The following is an 18041-nucleotide window of genomic DNA, read 5'->3' as shown; positions in this document are numbered from 1 at the left end:
GCCATCTCACTACCCGCCCTGAGGCAGATCGGTGCGCGGGGCGGCACCGAGATGCGCACCGACCCGCTTGACCAGGAGCGTCATCTCATACGCGACGAGACCCACGTCCGAGTCGGCGTCGGAGAGGACGGCGAGGCAGCTGCCGTCACCCGCGGCCGTCACGAACAGGAACGCGTCGTCCAGTTCCACGACGGTCTGCCGGACGCTGCCCGCCTCGAAGTGCCGGCCCACGCCCTTGGCCAGGCTGTGGAACCCGGACGCCACGGCGGCGAGGTGCTCGCTGTCCTCGCGGGTCAGGTCCTTGGACACGCCGGTCGGGAGGCCGTCGCTGGAGAGCACCAAGGCCTTGCGGATGCTCGCGACGCGCTCCACCAGGTCGTCGAGGAGCCAGTTGAGCTCGCCGGACTTGTCGGTAGCCTTCGGTGCGGTCATCGACCGTCCCCCTTAGTCGTTCGTTGTGGTGCTGTGCCGCCGGACGTGTCGTCGCCCTCGGCGTTCTCCTCGCGGCCGCGCTGCCAGCCCCGTTGGAGCGAGGCCATCCGGCTGCGTACCTCGTCGGCGTCCCGCTCGGCGGGCTCCGCCTGGTTCTGGGGGCGCCGCTCCGGAGCCTGCTTGAGCTGCGGGGCCAGGTTGGCCTGGCGTACGCGGCGCGGCAGCGGAGCGGAGCCGGCGTCGACGGCCCCGCGGGCGGCGCCGAGGGGCGGCCTGCCCGAGCCGGAGGCACCGCGGGCGGACTCGCCCCAGCCGGGCCGTACGACGCCGCCCGGGGCGGAGTCGGCAGCGCCGTCCCTCCCGAGGGCGTCCACAGCCGGACCTACGGCGCCGAGAGCGGACGTATCCGGCCCCGGCCCGTCGGTGGCACCGAGGGCGGAGTCGTCCACGGCCGGGCCGCTCGACGCGATTTCGGCACGCCGGGTGCGCCGGGGCAGGGCAGGAGCTCCAGGGACCCCGCCGAGTTCACGACTCGGGGACGCCGATGAGGCCGGTGTCTGCGTCAGCTCGTCGAGGCGGTCGGCCACGCCGGTGCTCCGGCGCAGGGCCGCGGCACGGCGGCGGCTCGGCAGCGTCGGCGGTTCGGAGCGCGCAGGCCCCGCCGAGGGGGTGGTCTGCGGCCGGGACGCGCCCGGGCCGAGCGCTGGCGGCACGTCCGCCTCCCCGCGTCCCGTCCGCTCGTCGGAGACCGGGCGTCCATGGGAGCTGACCAGCTTGGGGGTTCGGCGGCGGGACAGTGACACCGGGGCGCCCGGGCCGTCGCCGCCGAGGTCCGCCCCGTCGGTTCCGGGGGCTGTGTCGTCGACCTGGGCAAGCGAGCGGCGCGGCCGGAACAGTCCGCCGCGCTCACTGTCCTCGGATTCGAGCACGTCCGGGAGGTCGTTCAGGGTGTCCAGGTCGACGGGAGCCTCAAGCTCGACCGGACCGTTCAGGATCGCGGGCGGCCTGCCCGGCAGCTGGGCCGGTCCCCTGGTGAGCGAGACCCGCTGGGCCTCCTCCAGTTCGGCCTCCTTCGACGGCCGGGGGCGGTCGAGGCGGAAACCGATGCCGTTGGTGTCGGGGACGTCGTCGGTCAGCAGCGCGTCGGGGATGAAGACGACGGCCGTCGTGCCGCCGTACGGCGAGGGCTGCAGCGAGACCCGGACGTTCTGCCGCTGGGCGAGCCGGCTGACCACGAACAGCCCCAGCCGGTCGGTGTCGGACAGTTCGAACTCCGGTGTCTCGGCGAGCCGGAGGTTGGCGTCCAGCAGCGCGTCGGCGGCCATGCCGAGTCCGCGGTCGTGGATCTCCAGGGTGAAGCCGTTGGCGACCCGCTCGCCCAGGACCTGGACGGCCGTGTGCGGCGGGGAGAACACCGTGGCGTTCTCCAGGAGTTCGGCCACGAGATGCGTGAGGTCGGCGACGGCCGGCCCGGTCACGGCCACCCTGGGCAGCCTGCGGACCTCGATGCGCTCGTAGTCCTCGACCTCGGCGACGGCTGCGCGCACGACGTCCATCAGCTGGACGGGTTTGCGCCACTGCCGGGAGGGCGCGGCGCCGGAGAGGATCACCAGGCCTTCGGCGTGCCGGCGCATACGGGTCGTCAGGTGGTCGAGGCGGAACAGGTCGGCGAGTTCGTCGGTGTCCTCGGTGCGGCGCTCCATGGTGTCGAGCAGGGTGAGCTGCTTGTGCAGCAGAACCTGGCTGCGACGGGCGAGGTTGACGAAGACCTCGGAGACGCCGGCGCGCAACTCGGCCTGTTTGACGGCGGCTTCGACGGCGGCGCGCTGGAGGGTGTTGAGGGCTTGGCCGACCTCGCCCATCTCGTTCTTGTCGTACTCCAGGCGTGGGACCTCGGTCTCGATGTCCACCTGTTCGCCCACGGAGAGGCGGCGCATCACGCTGGGCAGCCGTACGCCGGAGGCCTCATGGGCTTCCAGACGCAGTTGCCTCAGATCGCGGATGAGACCGCGGCCGACCCGCACGGACAGGACCAGCGAGAAGAGCAGCGCGATCAGGCCGAGGACGCCGACGGCGGCGGCCTTGACGATGACGCCCATCGCGTCCGGCCGGACACGGTCCTGCAGGCGGTCGCCCGCCTGGTCGTCGAGCTTGGCGAGTTCGTCGAGCACACCGCCCGCGGCGGCGTCCCAGCTCTTGGCACTGACGCTGCCGGTCGTGCCGGGCTCCGCGGTGGAGACGGACTTCTCGGCGGAGCGCAGCGGAGCGGTGCCGGCGTTCTTCCAGAAGCGTTCGTAGCGTTCGCGCTCCGAGGCCGGCAGCACTCCCAGGCTGATGTCGTACATCACGGTCCGCTGGGCGACGAGGTCGGAGACGTCACGGATCTCGTCGCGGGTGAGCTTCCCCACCACGAGGCCGGAACCGAGGAGGGCGTCCTCGCGGGAGAGCAGTTCGCGGGCACGGGTGATGTTGACCAACGCCCGTGCCTGCTTGTCCAGTTCCACGTTGTCGATGCCGTCGAGGGTGGCGAGGAGGGCGTAGGCGGGGTCGACCAGGCGGTTGTACTGGTCGAGGGCCTGAAGCCTGGAGACGGTGCCGTCCTCGACACTCCGGCGCAGCGCGTCGATGCCGTCGAAGGCGTCCAGGACGGCGGTGAGGCGCTCGTCGTCGTCCTGGTCCAGACCGTCGCGGACATCGGGATCGTGCGCGTTCTTCCGGAACTTGGCGATGGCGTCGTCCGAGGCGTTCCTCGTGCCGCGCAGCGCGGACAGGGCGTCCGACGCGCGCGGGTCGGCCAGGTAGACGAGCGTCTGGCGGCGTTCCTGCTGGAGCACGCGCACGGTGTCCTCGATGGGATAACCGAGCTTCTCCGTGACGCTCGACACCTGGAAGAGCTGGGCGACCTCGCGTCCCGTCAGCACCGTGGCGAAGCCCCACACCGCGACCAGGGACACCAGCGGCACGAGAAGCAGCGCCACGATCTTCCGGCGGATGGACTTCCCGCGAAAGCGCATGGCCTCCCCCAGCTCGACCCCCGCCGGCCGGGGGTACACATGTACGTCAACAAACGGCGCGAGCCTACTACCGACGCACGCGTAACTCGAAGTTGCGTCCGGAACACGAACTTCCGCTCCAGGATCCAGACATGGGGAGTTGTCCTCACATTGCGGGAGATTGCCTCCTGCGACCAGGTGGTCCGTGTCGGACCGGAACCGATCGGCCAGGGTGGGTGGTTGGCTGGAATTTTTCGTTTCTTTGACGTCCCGGGGGAATCTTGAAGGGGTCTTGTTCGTCCTTCTCTTCGGGAAATGGCGGTGGATTCGGCCACAGGAGCCGCATCTGCAACTGGGCGGCGTAAAGCAGCGCAAGCCGGGCAGCCACCTAGGAAGCCCGGTCCACGGACACCGGGGACGAGGGGTCTGCCGGCGGTGGGGAGTGACTCGGTGATGGGCACGGCGGAACGGCAGGAGGCGCCGGGAATCGGCGCGAAGACAGCGGGTCCGGCGGTGCCACGGCGCCCCGGAGCGCGGATTCTCGGCATACCGGCGGAGCGGGACGCGCCGAGCGGGCGCGCCGCGGCACGGGAGGAGCCGTACCGGCCATTGTGGATCGAGGAGCCCGCGCGCAGGCGCCGGCTGCCGGACCCGGTGCGGACCTCCGCGGTACGGGCGGTGCTCATCATCGCGGTGACCCTGCTTCAGGCGATGGTGGCCTTCCTGTGCACCCTGGCCGGATCCTGGCTGGCGTTCCCGATGGTGCTGAGCAGTGTGGCCGGCACCGTGGTGGCCACCTGGGGCGCCCTGGACGTCTGGGTGACCCGCCAGGTGTGGAACCAGCGCCACGGTGTGGTGTCGACCCCGAGCAGCACCGCGCGTGCGCTGCGGCGTGAGCGGCGCAAGGTTCGGCGGCACGCCCGGGTCACGGAGCGGTCCCAGGAGCGGATACGGCGGCAGGGCGGCAGCACGGGGCGGCTGTCCCACTCCTGAGCGCGGCGAGTGTGACCGCGCGGCGGGACCGCGAACCGGGTGCGGCCCCGCGGCCCTCAAGGGGTTGCGGGCGTCGGATCACCCGGTCGCAGGCGTCGGACGCTTGAACATCCGGGTCGCCGTGATCTCGCTGTGCCCCACCTCGTCCGCCTGCGGCTGCTGCGGCAGGCCCGGGCGCAGGTGCTCCTCCACGCTGATGTACTTCAGGCCGGCCCTGAGGTCCGCGTCATTGCGCAGGCGGATGACCAGGGGGAATTCGGCCAGTGCCGTCGTGTCGAACAGGCCCGTGGTGTACAGGAGCTGGACACCCAGCGCGTCCGACACCGCCCGCTGGAGCTCCAGCAGATACGTCGCGTTGGCGCGGCCGATCGGGTTGTCCAGGAAGAGTGTGCCGGCGTGCCGGTGCTTGTCCCGGCCCCGGTCGTTGGACCGCAGGGCCGCCATCGTGCAGTACAGCGCGATGGCCGCCGTCAGCAGCTGGCCGCCGGAGAACACGTCACCCATCTGTCCGACGGGCACCCGCTCGGCGCGCAGCACGGCGTCCGGCTTGAGGATCTCCACGGCCACCCCCCTGGGCTGAAGCGCCGCCCCGACTCCGCGCAGCAGCAGGGACATCCCGTCCCGCCGCAGGTCGGAGTTCTTCTTCACCGCGGCCCTGGTCGCCTCGTCGATGACCTCGCCCAGCCGCACGGTCAGCGTCGCCTGGTCGGGCTCCTCGAAGCGGATCCGCAGGAACTCCTGCCCGGACCACTCGCCGAGCCCCTCCGGCAGCCGGGACAGCCGCTGGGCGGACCTGAGCGTGGCGAGCGCGGACTCCACCAGCCCCCGCAGCCGGTCCACGATCGAATCACGGTTCCGCTCCAGCTGCGCCAACTCGTCGGTCAGCACCCGGAGTCGGGGCGCGAAGGCGTCCGCCCACTTCTGCGCGTGCTCGGGCAGGGCGGACGCGGGCAGCTCGCGGATCTGCTGCCGCGCGGGGGTGCGGACCTGCTCGTAGCGTGTGGAGTTGGCGTGCCGGACGAGCACGTCGCTCGCCTCACGCACGGCGGCCTCGGCGGCGGAGAGGTCGGCGGCACAGCCACGCAGGGACCGGCGGGCCTCGGCGGCGGCCTGACGGGCCTCCTCGGGGCTGCCCGGGTACGGCTCCGACTCGTCCTGCTCGTCCTCCATGGGGTGCTCGCGCAGCAGGTCGCGCAGCATCGCGGCGATCTCGTCGAAGCCGCCTGCCGCGTCCTCGGCGGCCCGGTGGGAGCCGAGCAGCTCCGCGTGCGCCTCCCGGGCCTGCGCCAACGCCTCGGTGCGTGAGGCGAGTTCGCCGGTGGCCGTACGCAACAGTGCCTGCGCGTGCTCGGCGTCGCGCGGCTCCAGCTCCTGCGACAGCTCGGTGTGCGCCTCCCCGTCCTCGGGTGCGTGCCGCTCGGCCTCGCCGCGCAACCGGCCGAGCTGCTCGCTCGCGGTCGACATACGCGTCTCCAACAGCTGCACCAGCTCCTCCGCGCGGGCGGCGGCGGCCTGCCGGGAGGGCCCGTCGGAGCCGTCGGGCGACTGGAGCAACTGCTCCGCGCGTGTGCGGACCTTGTTGCTCAGCCGGTCCAGTTCGGTGAGGGCCGCGCTCTCGTCGCTCTCCGCCCGGGCCTGCTCGGCCCGCAGGTCGGCACCGACACCCACCTTCTCGTACAGCTGGGAGGCGGCCCGGTAGGCCTCACGGAGCGCGGGCAGGGACGCCTTGGAGGCATCCGGGTCACTGTCCGGTACGTCGTCCGGGGCGCCGGCGATCTCGGCGCGCTCGGCACGCAGCGCACGCGCGGTGCGGCGGGCGTCGTCGGCGGCCCGCTGGGCACCGCGCCGGTCCTCGTCGGCGGCCCGGGCGCGGTCCAGGCAGGTCTGGGCGCGGGCCTCCGACTCGGTGGCCTCGTCGGCCAGTTCGCGCAGCTTGGCCTGCCAGCCGGCCCGCTCACGCAGCCGGTAGGCCAGGCCGGCGAGGGCGTCGGCGGCGCGCCGGGCCTTCTGGGCGGCCTCCTGGCGCTCGTCGCGTGTCTGCGCGGCCTCGGCGGCGGCTTCGTCGGCCTCGGTCCGCACCGTCCGCGCCTCGGCCAGCTCGGCCTCCGCCTCCTCGGCGAACACGCGCGTGTCCTGCGCGGCCTGCGCCAGCTCGACGAGCCGTCCGGCCGGGCACCCGGTGCGCCAGGAGGCGAGCCGGGCGGCCAGCTCACGGTCCTTGCCCAGGCGTGCCGCGAGCGACCGGATCTCCTCGTCCCGCTCGCCGGCCCGCGCGCGCAGGGCCTGGCGCTCCTCGTCGGCGGCGTGTTCGTCGTGCATGGCCGGGTTCGGCGGTACGAGGAAGACGTCGGCGCTCCGGGCATCAGTCGCCGGGGTCGGCGCCAGCAGAGCGGCGGCCGTGCCGACGGCGACGGCGGAGCGCGGGAGCAGGGCCGCGTCGTTCAGTGCCTCGCGGGCACGCGCGTGCGTGTCGGGGTCGGTGATGATCACACCGTCGACCAGCTCCGGCCGGGCGGCCAGCACGCGCGCGTGGTCGGCGGGGTCGACGGCCTGGGCCAGGTAGCGCCAACCGGGCAGGGCGGGGATGCCGTTCTCCCCGAGGAACTCGACCGTGGCCAGCACGTCCGGCCCCGGTGGCAGAAGGCCGCCGTCACCGAGCGCGCCGAGGATGCGGGAGTCGTCGGCGGCGGCCGTGCGCAGCTCGAAGAGCTGGCGTTCGGCCGAGGAGACGGAGTCGTCGAGCAGCTCACGCAGTTCGTCGGCGAACCGGTCGAGATCCTCAGGGGTGAGACCGGCATCGGTGACGGCACCAGTGAAGCCGGCGTGTGCGTCGGCGCCCTCGTGCCCGGCCGTGCCACCCCTTCTCGCGCCGCCCTCGGCTCCCGTGCGCTGCCCCGGCACTGCCCCGGAGACCCCGGTCAGGCTCAGCAGCTCCGCCAGCCGCTCCTCCCCCGCCAGACCCTCGGCGAGGCGCCGTTCGGCCTCGTAGGACCGGGCGGCCGCCGTGGCCGCGTCCTCCGCGCGGGCGGCCGTGAGTTCCGCGCGGGATTCGGCGGCGGCCGCCTCACGCGCGTGCTCGGCGGCCCGGTGGGAGGCCTCGCGCGCGGTGTCCCAGGCGGCCACGGCCGTCTTCTCGGCGTCGCTCGCGGCGAGGGCCGCGCGTGCGGGGTCGGCGTCGGGGGCGCTGTCGTCGAGCCAGCCCGCGCGCACCGCCTCGGCGGTCTCGTGCTCGACCTCGCTCAGCCGCTGGCGCAGGTGGCCGATCTCGCTGCGGGCGCGCTGCGCCTCGGTGGCGGCCGAGGTGGCGTCCCGGTGGGCCGACTCGCTGACTTCCTGGAGAGCGGCGGACCGCTCCTCCTCCTCGTTGGCGAGCGTCTCGGCGCTCTCGGCGGCCGCGTGCAGGGCCCGTACGAGATCGACGGCGGCCCTGGCGCGGGCGGCGAGCGCGGGGGCCGCGTCCCGCTCGGCCTCCTGGATGGCGGCGGCCACGCGCGCGACACGGTCGGCGGCGGCACGGTGGCGCAGGACAACCTCGGCGGCCTGCCAGGCGGAGTGCAGCGTGCGCGCTTCGGCGAGCTCGCGCTTCTGGGCGGCGGCCGACTTCTCGGCGGCGGCGAGCGCCAGCGAGGCGTGCCGGTAGGCGAGCTGGGCGGCGATGAGCGCACTGCGCTCGCGGCCCGCTTCGGCGTGGGTGACGGCGTACGCGGCGGCGGTGACCCGCTGGGCGAGGTCCGTTGCCCGTACCCGCTCCTGGACGCCCCGCGCGGACAGGCGACGGGCCAGCGTCCGGGTACGGCGTTCGGCGCCCGTGTGGATGTCACGCGCGCGTGAGCGTGCCTCGGCGGCCTCGACGATCCGGCCCAGCAGGTCCACGGAGCCCGCGGTGAAGTCCCGTTCGGCGATGAGTTCGGCGCGTCGCCCGAGCTTGTTCCCGAACCCGCTGACCAGGTCGGCGAGTCCGTCGGTGTCGCGGGTGTCGGTCACGGCACGCAGCAGCAGGTCGGTGAAGTCGGAGTCCTTCTTCACCGCGAACAGGCCGGCGGCCTCGCCCTCGTCGGCGTTCATCTCCCGCTGGTAGCGGAAGAGTTCGGGGTCCAGACCGAGGTCTCCCAGGTGCTCGATCCACCGGTCGTGGATCTCCTCCCAGTGCACCTCCAGGTGCGGATAGGCCTTGCCCGCCTCGGTCATGGCGTCCCGGAAGCCCTTCATCGTGCGGCGACGGCCCTGCGCGGCGGACTGGCCCTCGGCGGGCGGCCGTACGGCTGTGGACTCGGCGACGGGCAGGTTGTCGAGGCTGAGCCCCGGCCCGGGCCGGAACGAGTACCAGGCCTCGGCGAACTTCCGCGGGTCGTTGGAGACCTGGCGTCCCCGCCACTCGCTGACCTTGCCCACCACGACACACTCGCCGGTCAGGGTGTGCTGCCACTCCAGTGCCACATGCCCGCAGTCGTCGGCCAGCAGGAACTTGCGCAGCACACCCGAGCTGGCGCCGCCGAGCGTGTTCCGGTGGCCCGGCAGCATCACCGAGAAGATCAGCTTGAGCAGAACGGACTTACCGCCGCCGTTCTCCAGGAAGAGCACTCCGGCGGGCGCGGGCCGGCGCGGCGGACCGACCGGCTCCTCCTCGAAGAACTCCGCCTGGGTGGGCGCGGGGTCGGGCACCTCCGCGCCGACGCCCCGCAGGTCAAGCACGGTATCGGCGTAACGCGCACCGGCGGGACCGATGGAGTAGAGGCGGACCCGGGACAGCTCGTACATGGCGGACTCTCGTAAGTCTTCGGCAGATCAGGGAAGTTCAGGAGTGGAACGGCAGCCCGGCATCGGCCACCAGCTCCAGGTCGTCGCCGTCCTCGGGGGGCAGCAGCGTCGGCGTGCCGTCGGTGACCGGGACGACGCCCAGCTCCAGCAGCTCGGCCATGGCGGCGCTTCCGGCCATGTCCCGCACCTGGAGCTGGTAACGAGCCGTGGTCCGGTAGGTGCCGCCGTTGTCGTCCCCGGTGCGCTGGAGGAATCCGGAGTCGGTGAGGAAGGCCGCGGCCTTGCCCACGATGCCGGTCGTGGACCCGGCGAGCCGGCGCGCGTCCTTGGTGGCGCCGGCCGCGCTGCGTCTGGCCCAGATCCGCCAGGCCGCCTCCAGGCCTGGAGCGTCGGTGGCCGGGTCGGTGTTCTCACCGACCTCCTCGGCCCGCTCCTCGAGGCGCCGGCAGGCCTGCCGTACGAAGGCGTCGACTCCGTTGACCGAGACGCGCCCGATGTATCCGTCGTCGGCGAGGTCCTCTGGCCGCGGGAACGCCATGGCGGCCACGGCGAGATGGGCGAGGCCGTGCAGGAACCGGTCGCCGCCGTCGGCGGACGTACGACGCGCGTAGTCCCCCATCCGGACGGCGAACACGGAGTCCTCGGCGGCGGTCACGGCCATCCCCGCGCGCGGGGACACTTCGAGCACGACCAGTCCGAGTCCGGCGGCGACGGCGTCGGCGAGCCGCGCGAACGGCGGGTCCTCCCGGTAGCGCCGCAGCAGCTCGGCGTACTCCTGGTCGCGCGCGGGCTGCAGTTTGGGCTGCAGCCCGAAGGCGACGAGCCGAGCGGCGTCGGCGGCGTCGGCGGGGGTGACGGCGGCGGGCGCCGACGGGGCCGGGACCTCCGGGTCGCTCCACTCGACATGCTCACTCACGGCTGGGGCTCCTTGTCACGCTCTTGCTCGCTCATGGCGCTTCCGTCCGACCCGACCTCACTTATGCCGCTTTCACCCGGCCTGACCTCACTCATGCCGCTTCCGTCCGGTCCGCCGCCATTCCCGCGGCGTCCAGCAGGGCTGTGCCGACGATGAGGTCGGCGCCGCCGAAGTCCGGATCGTCCAGTTCCGTCCCGTCGTCCACGGCGAAGAGGAGCTTCTGCTCGCCCTGCCGGTAGGCGGTGCCGACAGCGGGGCTGGCCGCGTGGATCGCCAACAGGGCGACGAGGTAGGCGAGATCGAACCCACCCGTCCGGCGAGCCTCCGCGAGCAGTCCCGAGAGTCGTCGCGGCGCGTCCGCCGGCAGGTCCAGCAGGTCCTTCGCCAGGGACAGCTGTTCCTCGCTGAACCGGCTGTCGTCGGGCGTGGCGATGAGGTCCGGCTCCGGCATCTCCGCGCCCAGGTGCTCCCGTTCTATCGGAGGCGTGAGCAGGATGTCGACGAGGTCGCCCACCCGGACCGACACCGGCGTGCGCAGGCCGGTCCCGTGCGCGAAGAACGCGTCGGTGACCCGGGTGGCCTGCTCCAACGGCAAGGGCAGCACCGGCGCGACGAGGTGGCCGTACAGGTCTGTCCCCGACGTCGTCATGGGTGTGGCGAAGGCCTGCCGGTCCTGTTCGGCGCGGAACAGCGGGCCCGCCTCCAGGAGCCTGGACTGGAGTTGGGTGTGGCGCCGGATGCAGTCCTTGACGATGTCGACGAGTTCGGCGGCCCGCCGCTTCTGCTCGAGGTCCTCGGACTCGTCGCGCGCCTTGCGGATGTTGGTCAGGATCGCGTTCTCGTGGCGGTACCGGTCGGCGACGTGGTCGAGCGCTTCGGCGATCATGTCCGGCACGGAGTTGAGCCAGTCGACGGCCCGGACATTGCGCCGGGTGGCGTCCAGCGCCCTGCGCAAGGTCTCCGAGTACTGGACGGTCCGGTACCGGGCCTGTTCCGCGGCGAGCTGGGCGTCGGCGAGGCGGCCGCGGCTGATCAGCACCTCCAGCTTGACCTCGGCGGCGATCTGCGCGCTGGTGACGTCGGTGTCGAGGGCACCGACGAGGACGTTGACCGCCTCGTCCGTGGTCCGGAGGTACACCGAACCGCCGGGCCCCGGCACCTCCTCGATCAGCTTGAAGTCGTAGTCGCGCCGGACGTAGGTCCCGTCCGGCGCGAAGGTGCCGTAGACCGCGCGAAAGCCCCGGTCGACGCTGCCGACGTTGATCAGGTTCTCCAGGACCCAGCGGGCCACGCGCTCGTGCTCGGCGACGGGACGCCGCGGGGCCTGCGCGGCGATGCGCGGGATGAGGCGGGCGACGATCTGGTCGTGGTCGGCGCCGGTGTCGAAGTCCATGTTCAGGGTGACGAGGTCGATGGCGGCCAGGGCCACCTCCGCCATGCCGTACACGGAGTACTCGCCCGCGAGATTGGCCTTGCGTGCGTCGAGGTCGTGCAGCGGCGCGGTGCAGGCGAGCGCGCGCAGCCGACGCGCCAGTCCCTCGTCGGCGGCCGGGCCCGGTGCGGGGCGCGGCCCCGCGCTGAACTGGGGCGGAACGCTGTCCGTCGTCGCAGGCGAAGTCACGCTGCACAGACTAGGTCCTCGGTCTGACAACTCCCCAAACGGCGCGGATCGCCGCCGGCGGTTGGACGGGTGACCACCGGTTGTTCGTCGCGTGTCGGCCGGTGGGGGCCGGTCGCGCAGTTCCCCGCGCCCCTAGACGTCCTCGCCGACCCTTCGCCTGTAGACCTCGACCACGCGCTTCAAGGAGTCGGCCAGATACACGGCGAGCAGCCGCTCCGCCTCCTGCCTGTCACCCGCCTGGAGCGCGCCGAGGATCTGCTGGTTGCGGGCCAGGTACGGCTCGTGCAGGGCCTTGGGGTCGTCCACCACGTGGAAGGCCAGGCGGAGTTCGGCGAAGACGCTGCGCATCAGTTCGTCGGTGCGGTCGCTGCCCGCGAGGGCGACGAGTTCCCGGTGGAAGTGGATGTTGGCCGTGCCCAGCGCTTTCCAGTCACCTTCGCGCACCGCACGCCGGCCCTCCACGACCGCCTCGGCGAGCGCGTCCAGGGCGTACGGCGGTTCGCCCAGCCCGCGGACGACGGCGCACTCCACGAGCGCGCGGGTGCGGTAGATGTCCTCGACGTCCTCGACCGCCAGGACCCGGACGAACACGCCGCGGTTCAACTCGTGGACGAGCAACCGTTCATGCGTGAGCAGGCGGAACGCCTCGCGCAATGTGTTGCGGGACACACCCAGCGCTCCCCCGATGCTGTCCTCCGACAGCCGTGTCCCCGGCGGGAAGTAGCCGTCGGCGATGCGGCTCCTGAGGATGTCCGAGACCCGCTCGGCCGTGCTGGTGCGGCCCAGGAGGGCGCGGTCGTCGGCCAGTCCGCTCAGCTGCTCTGCCATGCCCGGAATTCAACCGCAGACACGAGAACGAAACAACAGGGGTATTGAAGGATCGTTGAACGATCCTCTACGTTGCTCTACACCGCACGGCCCAGCTCCGCATCCTCCGTCCCCCTACTGCGAGGTGCCCATGAGCACGACCCCGCCCCCACAGGCCCTGACCGATCACCCCACAGCGACCGAACTCCCCTCCGACAACGGGGCGTTGGGCTGGTTCCGCGCCCTCGGTCCGCGCGGCCGGCGCGCCTTCGCCGGTGCCTTCGGCGGCTACGCCCTCGACTCCTACGACTACTTCACGCTCCCGCTGAGCATGGTCGCGCTGGCCGCCTACTTCGGCCTCGACAGCGGCCAGACCGGTCTCTTCACCACCGTCACCCTGTTGTCCTCCGGCATCGGCGGCGCCCTGGCGGGGGTGCTGGCCGACCGGGCCGGCCGGGTCAGGGCGCTGATGATCACGGTGGTGACGTACGCGATCTTCACCGTGGCCTGTGGCTTCGCCCCCAACTTCGAGTCCCTGCTGGTGTTCCGCGCGCTGCAGGGCCTCGGGTTCGGCGGCGAGTGGGCAGTCGGCGCGATCCTGGTCGCCGAGTACGCGAGCGCCAAGCACCGCGGCCGCACCCTGGGCGCGGTCCAGAGCTCCTGGGCCGTGGGCTGGGCCCTGGCGGCGATCATGTACACGCTGGTCTTCTCGGTCTTCGACGCGGACACGGCCTGGCGCGTGATGTTCTGGACCGGTGCGCTGCCCGCGCTGCTGGTCGTCTGGATGCGGCGCCAGGTCCAGGACGCCCCCGAGGCGATCGCCGTACGCGAGAAGAGTGCCGGCAAGGGGTCGTTCGCGGCGATCTTCAAGCCGGACCTGCTGCGCACGACGATCTTCGCCGGGCTGCTGTCCACCGGAGTCCAGGGCGGCTACTACACGCTCGCCACCTGGGTGCCGACCTACCTCAAGAGCGACCGCGGGCTGTCGGTCGTCGGCACCGGCGGCTATCTGACGTTCCTGATCTCCGGCGCGTTCCTCGGCTATCTGACCGGCGGGTACCTCACCGACCGGCTGGGCCGACGGCGCAACATCTGGCTCTTCGCCCTGCTGTCGGCCGTCTGCATCGTGGCGTACGGCAACATCCCGAGCGGAGCCGACACCTGGCTCCTGATCCTCGGGTTCCCCCTCGGGTTCTGCATGTCGGCGATCTTCAGCGGCTTCGGGTCCTACCTGAGCGAGCTGTACCCGACGGCCGTGCGCGGCTCGGGACAGGGCTTCACGTACAACGCGGGCCGGGCGGTCGGCGCGGTCTTCCCGACCACCGTCGGGTTCCTGGCCGACAGCTGGGGCGTGGGCGGGGCGCTGGTCTTCGGCGCCATCGGCTACGGCATCGCCGCCCTGGCCCTGCTCGGGCTGCCGGAGACTCGTGGGAAGGAACTCGCGTGACCCGTACGGAAGACCGTCCCCTGACCCTCGTCGACGCGCACGCGCACGCGTGGAGCCCGGCCCAGGCTCGCGCCCGCTTCCGCGCGGGCCTGACCGGGCCCACCGCAGGGGTCGCGGCCGGCCACACCCAGGTCAACCTGATCTCCGTGCCCGCCGACTGGGCGTACGACATGCTGCTGTTCTGCCAGCGCAACCCCAAGCCGTGCCCGGTCCTCGATGTCACGGACGCCGGTGACTGGACCACGGTCCTCGCGGAGGGCGCCGATCTGCGCACCGATCTCCCTCGCTACCGGGTGTGGGAGGACGGCGAGCTGGTGGACGAGCCGACGGACGTGCGCGCACACTGGCGTGACGACCTCGTTTCGTTCCTGATCGGGTGCAGTTTCACCTTCGAGTGGGCACTTTCGGAGGCGGGCGTCCCGATCCGGCACATCGAGCAGGGCCGGAACGTTCCCATGTACGTGACCAGTCGACGGTGCCGTCCCGCGGGGCGGCTGCACGGACCCATGGTGGTCTCCATGCGCCCGGTGCCGCCGCAGCACCTGGCGGCGGCCCTGCGGGAGAGCAGTCTGCTCCCGGCCGTGCACGGCAGCCCCGTGCACTGCGGCGATCCCTCGGCGCTCGGCATCGACGATCTCGGCCGCCCCGATTTCGGTGACCCGGTGGAGGCCGAGCCGGACGACATCCCGGTGTTCTGGGCCTGCGGAGTGACCCCGCAGGCCGCGGTGATGGCCTCGCGCCCGCCGTTCGCCATCACCCACGCGCCGGGGCAGATGTTCCTGACGGACGCCCGCGACGAGCAGTACCGAGTGGCCTGAGCCTCACTGAAAAACCGCTGGAACCTACTGAAAAGCAAGGGAAGGAGACACGAGACCGCATGGCCTCGATCGATCTGAACGCCGACCTCGGCGAGGGCTTCGGCCGCTGGCAGCTGACCGACGACGAGCAACTGCTGTCCGTCGTCACCAGCGCCAACGTGGCCTGCGGGTTCCACGCCGGGGACGCGGCCACCATGCGGCGGGTGTGCGAGCTGGCGGTCGCGCGCGGGGTCCGGATCGGCGCCCAGGTCTCCTACCGGGACCTCGCGGGGTTCGGGCGGCGCGCGATGGACGTGCCGTCCGCCGAACTGACGGCCGAGGTGGCCTACCAGATCGGCGCCCTGGAGGTCTTCGCCCGCGCGGCGGGCACGCGCGTGTCGTACGTCAAGCCGCACGGCGCGCTCTACAACCGGGTCGTCCACGACGAGGAACAGGCCGCGGCGGTCGTCGACGGCGTGCGCCTCGCCGATGCCACGCTGCCGGTGCTGGGCCTGCCCGGCTCGCGTCTTCTGGAGGCGGCCGGGAAGGCGGGCCTGGAGGCCGTCACGGAGGCCTTCGCGGACCGCGCCTACACCGAGGAGGGCACCCTGGTGCCACGCGGCCGGGAGGGCGCGGTGGTCACCGACCCCGAGGCGGTGGTGGAGCGCTCGCTGGGCCTGGCCCGGGACCGCTCGGTCACCGCGTGCTCCGGCGCCCGCATCCGCGTCGAGGCCCGCTCGCTGTGCCTGCACGGCGACACGCCGGGCGCGGTGGAGCTGGCCCGACGGGTCCGGGAGCGACTGGAGACTTCCGGTATCCGGGTGGAGGCCTTCGTATGAGGACTTTTCCGGTCGGAGACGCCGCCCTGCTCGTCGAGGTCTCCTCGGGCGAGGAGGCGCAGGCGCTGCACGCCGAGCTGGTGCGCCGCCGCGCGGAGGGGTCGCTGTCGGTCCGCGAGATCGTCCCCGCCGCCCGCACGGTCCTCCTCGACGGCCTCGCCGACCCGGCCCGCCTGGCCGCCGAACTCGCCGCCTCCGAGGTACCGCCCGCTCCCCCACGCGCGCGTGAGGTGATCGAACTCCGGGTGCGTTACGACGGCCCGGACCTGGCCGACGTGGCCGCGCACTGGGGCGTGTCCCCCGAGGAGGTGGGCCGCATCCATTCCGGGACCGAGTTCACGGTCGCCTTCTGTGGGTTCGCGCCCGGTTTCGGCTACCTCACCGGTCTGCCCTCCCGTTACGACGTGCCGCGCCGGGCCACGCCGCGCACGGCCGTCCCGGCGGGTTCGGTGGCGCTCGCGGGCCCGTACACCGGCGTGTACCCGCGCTCGTCGCCGGGCGGTTGGCAGCTCATCGGGACCACGGACGCCGTTCTGTGGGACCACGCGCGCGTGCCGGCCGCGCTGCTGTCGCCGGGGACACGGGTGCGTTTCGTGGGGGCGACATGACAGACCGTGCCCTCTCCGTCGTCCGGGCCGGAGCACTGACCACCGCCCAGGACCGGGGCCGCCCGGGCCACGCCCACCTCGGCGTCCCCCGCTCGGGCGCCCTGGACGGCCCGGCGGCCGACCTCGCCAACCGTCTGGTCGGCAACCGCCCCGAGGCAGCCGTCCTGGAGACCACGCTCAACGGCTGCGCGGTGCGCCCCCGTTCGACGGTCACCGTCGCCGTGACAGGGGCCCCCTGCCCCGTGACGGTCGACGGGCGACCGGCAGCCTGGAGCGCACCCGTGCACGTACCGGCAGGAGCACTCCTGAACATCGGGACAGCCCTGAAAGGCGTACGCAGCTATCTGGCCGTCTCCGGCGGCATCACCGTGGAGCCGGTCCTGGGCAGCCGCTCCACGGACCTCTTGTCGGGCCTGGGTCCGACCCCTCTCACGGACGGCGCGGTACTCCCCCTCGGTGCTCCGACACGGCTCCACACGCGCGTGGACGCGGCACCGCACCCCGCACCTCCCATAGAACTGGTCCTACGCGTCACGCTGGGCCCACGTGACGACTGGTTCACACCGCAAGCGGTACGGGTCTTCACCTCCCGCACCTTCCAGGTGTCCGCAGCGAGCAACCGCATCGGCCTGCGGACGGAGGGACCCGCCCTGGAGAGGGCCCTGAAGGGCGAACTCCCCAGCGAGGGAATGGTCCTGGGCGCGGTCCAGGTACCGCCCGACGGCAGACCCGTGATCTTCCTCGCCGACCACCCGACGACCGGCGGCTACCCGGTCATCGCAGTGGTCCGCGAGACCGACCTCCCAGCAGCGGCCCAGGCCGTGCCGGGAACCCCGGTGCGCTTCGTGGAGGTACGACGCCGATAACTCTCTTCAGGGGCGCGGGGCGCTGTCCGATATGCGGCTCCGCCGCGTGGGCGCGACCAGCCCCACGCACCCGCACCCGCACCCGCACCCGCACCCGACATCGCACTCAAGCCGCCTCGGCCGGACGCTCCTGCACGGACAACGCGACCAACGCCATGGACACCGCGTGCGCCGCCCGCAGGTCAAGCCGTCCGCTCGTCCCCCGGGCCCGGTGCCGCATCTCGTCCACAGCCAGGGTCACCAGCTGAGGCAGCAGATCCGTGCACCGCCGCGCCACCCACCCGGTCCCCGCCGTGGCCAGCCACCACAGACTCGCCGATTTAGTGGGCACGGGAAGCTCCGGCTCGACCGAGGGCGCGCCTCCGGTCGCGATCCCCCGCGCCGCGAGCAACTCGTGGAACCGGACGGCCAGTTGCCGATGCCCCCGCTCGCTGGGATGCAGCCGGTCCGAACTCCACATCGCCCGCTCGGTGGTCCAACTCCCCTCGGCGGCATGCAGATGCACCGCCCCGTATCGCTCGGACAACGCGTGCACCACGGCGTTCACCGCCCGCTGCCGCCGGGCCAGCGGTCGCGCCAACGCTCCGGGCAGCCCGAGCATCGTGCCCGGGTCCGGCAGACACGCCGTGAGCAGCACGGCCCCCTGCGCGCGGAAGGCCGCGTAGATCGTGTCGAGCCGGGCGGCCACGGCGTGGACGTCGAAGGTGCAGCGCAGGGTGTCGTTGACGCCGACGACCACGGACACGACATCCGGCTGCAGCGCGAGTCCCGCGGGCAGCTGCCGCTCCAGCACGTCCCGGGTCTGCGCCCCGCTGACCGCGAGGTTGGTGAAGTCCACGTCCCCGGCGCGGAGTCCGTCGGCGAGCAGCGCGGCCCAGCCGCGCCACCCGTCGCCCACGGGGTCCCCCACGCCCTCGGTGAGCGAGTCACCGAGGGCGACGAAGCGCGGGGCTCTCATGACGCG

At 72.8% G+C, this 18041-nt stretch carries 13 protein-coding genes; 6 read left to right on the top strand and 7 right to left on the bottom strand.

Annotated features, from left to right (window positions below):
- Nucleotides 1-9: 9 nt before the first annotated feature.
- Complete coding sequence (locus ABZT02_RS33815; protein WP_356024433.1) at nt 10-432, bottom strand: roadblock/LC7 domain-containing protein; 423 nt, start codon at nt 430-432, stop codon at nt 10-12.
- Nucleotides 429-3446 carry a nitrate- and nitrite sensing domain-containing protein gene (locus tag ABZT02_RS33810; protein ID WP_356024431.1) on the bottom strand — a complete coding sequence of 1006 codons (3018 nt, stop codon included), beginning with the start codon at nt 3444-3446 and terminating at the stop codon, nt 429-431. Before ABZT02_RS33810 ends, ABZT02_RS33815 begins: the two co-directional genes overlap by 4 nt.
- Nucleotides 3447-3878: 432 nt before the next feature.
- On the opposite strand from ABZT02_RS33810, the gene ABZT02_RS33805 reads away from it, so the two are divergent.
- The gene (locus tag ABZT02_RS33805) at nt 3879-4418 is read left to right on the top strand and encodes a hypothetical protein (protein ID WP_356024429.1); all 540 of its coding nucleotides are present in this window, start codon (nt 3879-3881) and stop codon (nt 4416-4418) included.
- 78 nt (nt 4419-4496) lie between these two features.
- Here ABZT02_RS33805 and ABZT02_RS33800 read toward each other — a convergent pair whose 3' ends face one another.
- From ABZT02_RS33800 to ABZT02_RS33785, 4 genes are all read right to left on the bottom strand, one after another.
- Nucleotides 4497-9176: a hypothetical protein gene (locus ABZT02_RS33800; RefSeq protein ID WP_356024426.1), complete on the bottom strand. Its 4680-nt coding sequence runs from the start codon at nt 9174-9176 to the stop codon at nt 4497-4499.
- Nucleotides 9177-9213: 37 nt separating this feature from the next.
- Nucleotides 9214-10092 carry a hypothetical protein gene (locus tag ABZT02_RS33795; RefSeq protein WP_356024424.1) on the bottom strand — a complete coding sequence of 293 codons (879 nt, stop codon included), beginning with the start codon at nt 10090-10092 and terminating at the stop codon, nt 9214-9216.
- A 91-nt stretch (nt 10093-10183) separates the two neighbouring features.
- Nucleotides 10184-11713 carry a hypothetical protein gene (locus ABZT02_RS33790; protein ID WP_356024422.1) on the bottom strand — a complete coding sequence of 510 codons (1530 nt, stop codon included), beginning with the start codon at nt 11711-11713 and terminating at the stop codon, nt 10184-10186.
- A 132-nt stretch (nt 11714-11845) separates the two neighbouring features.
- Nucleotides 11846-12541, bottom strand: a complete 696-nt coding sequence (locus ABZT02_RS33785; protein ID WP_356024420.1) for a GntR family transcriptional regulator — start codon at nt 12539-12541, stop codon at nt 11846-11848.
- 130 nt (nt 12542-12671) lie between these two features.
- On the opposite strand from ABZT02_RS33785, the gene ABZT02_RS33780 reads away from it, so the two are divergent.
- Genes ABZT02_RS33780 through ABZT02_RS33760 form a run of 5 tightly spaced genes read left to right on the top strand, consistent with a single transcriptional unit; the run spans nt 12672 to nt 17077 of the window.
- On the top strand, nt 12672-13967 hold the full coding sequence (locus ABZT02_RS33780) for an MFS transporter (RefSeq protein WP_356024417.1): 1296 nt from the start codon (nt 12672-12674) through the stop codon (nt 13965-13967).
- On the top strand, nt 13964-14785 hold the full coding sequence (locus ABZT02_RS33775; RefSeq protein WP_356024415.1) for a putative hydro-lyase: 822 nt from the start codon (nt 13964-13966) through the stop codon (nt 14783-14785). The genes ABZT02_RS33780 and ABZT02_RS33775 overlap by 4 nt, the downstream gene beginning before the upstream one ends.
- A gap of 59 nt (nt 14786-14844) precedes the next feature.
- Entirely contained in the window at nt 14845-15603 is a 759-nt protein-coding gene (locus tag ABZT02_RS33770; RefSeq protein WP_356024412.1) for a 5-oxoprolinase subunit PxpA, read from the top strand.
- Complete coding sequence (gene pxpB, locus ABZT02_RS33765; protein ID WP_356024410.1) at nt 15600-16211, top strand: 5-oxoprolinase subunit PxpB; 612 nt, start codon at nt 15600-15602, stop codon at nt 16209-16211. The genes ABZT02_RS33770 and pxpB overlap by 4 nt, the downstream gene beginning before the upstream one ends.
- Nucleotides 16208-17077: a biotin-dependent carboxyltransferase family protein gene (locus ABZT02_RS33760; protein ID WP_356024408.1), complete on the top strand. Its 870-nt coding sequence runs from the start codon at nt 16208-16210 to the stop codon at nt 17075-17077. Before pxpB ends, ABZT02_RS33760 begins: the two co-directional genes overlap by 4 nt.
- Nucleotides 17078-17183: 106 nt before the next feature.
- Here the strand turns inward: ABZT02_RS33760 and ABZT02_RS33755 are convergent, their stop codons facing one another.
- Nucleotides 17184-18035 (bottom strand): SGNH/GDSL hydrolase family protein, encoded by an 852-nt coding sequence (locus ABZT02_RS33755; RefSeq protein ID WP_356024405.1) that lies wholly within the window; start codon nt 18033-18035, stop codon nt 17184-17186.
- Nucleotides 18036-18041: the final 6 nt, after the last annotated feature.

The organism is Streptomyces sp. NPDC005402, from assembly GCF_040606575.1.
Lineage (GTDB): Bacteria > Actinomycetota > Actinomycetes > Streptomycetales > Streptomycetaceae > Streptomyces.
Note: the sequence above shows the minus strand (reverse complement) of the source record. Positions and strands in the feature narration are given on the sequence as shown.

Coding starts and splice junctions, on each gene's coding strand:
- ABZT02_RS33780 (WP_356024417.1), top strand. CDS start 12,672: ATGAGCACGACCCCGCCCCCACAGGCCCTGACCGATCACCCCACAGCG.
- ABZT02_RS33785 (WP_356024420.1), bottom strand. CDS start 12,541: ATGGCAGAGCAGCTGAGCGGACTGGCCGACGACCGCGCCCTCCTGGGC.
- ABZT02_RS33805 (WP_356024429.1), top strand. CDS start 3,879: ATGGGCACGGCGGAACGGCAGGAGGCGCCGGGAATCGGCGCGAAGACA.
- ABZT02_RS33810 (WP_356024431.1), bottom strand. CDS start 3,446: ATGCGCTTTCGCGGGAAGTCCATCCGCCGGAAGATCGTGGCGCTGCTT.
- ABZT02_RS33760 (WP_356024408.1), top strand. CDS start 16,208: ATGACAGACCGTGCCCTCTCCGTCGTCCGGGCCGGAGCACTGACCACC.
- ABZT02_RS33815 (WP_356024433.1), bottom strand. CDS start 432: ATGACCGCACCGAAGGCTACCGACAAGTCCGGCGAGCTCAACTGGCTC.
- ABZT02_RS33770 (WP_356024412.1), top strand. CDS start 14,845: ATGGCCTCGATCGATCTGAACGCCGACCTCGGCGAGGGCTTCGGCCGC.
- ABZT02_RS33755 (WP_356024405.1), bottom strand. CDS start 18,035: ATGAGAGCCCCGCGCTTCGTCGCCCTCGGTGACTCGCTCACCGAGGGC.
- pxpB (WP_356024410.1), top strand. CDS start 15,600: ATGAGGACTTTTCCGGTCGGAGACGCCGCCCTGCTCGTCGAGGTCTCC.
- ABZT02_RS33800 (WP_356024426.1), bottom strand. CDS start 9,176: ATGTACGAGCTGTCCCGGGTCCGCCTCTACTCCATCGGTCCCGCCGGT.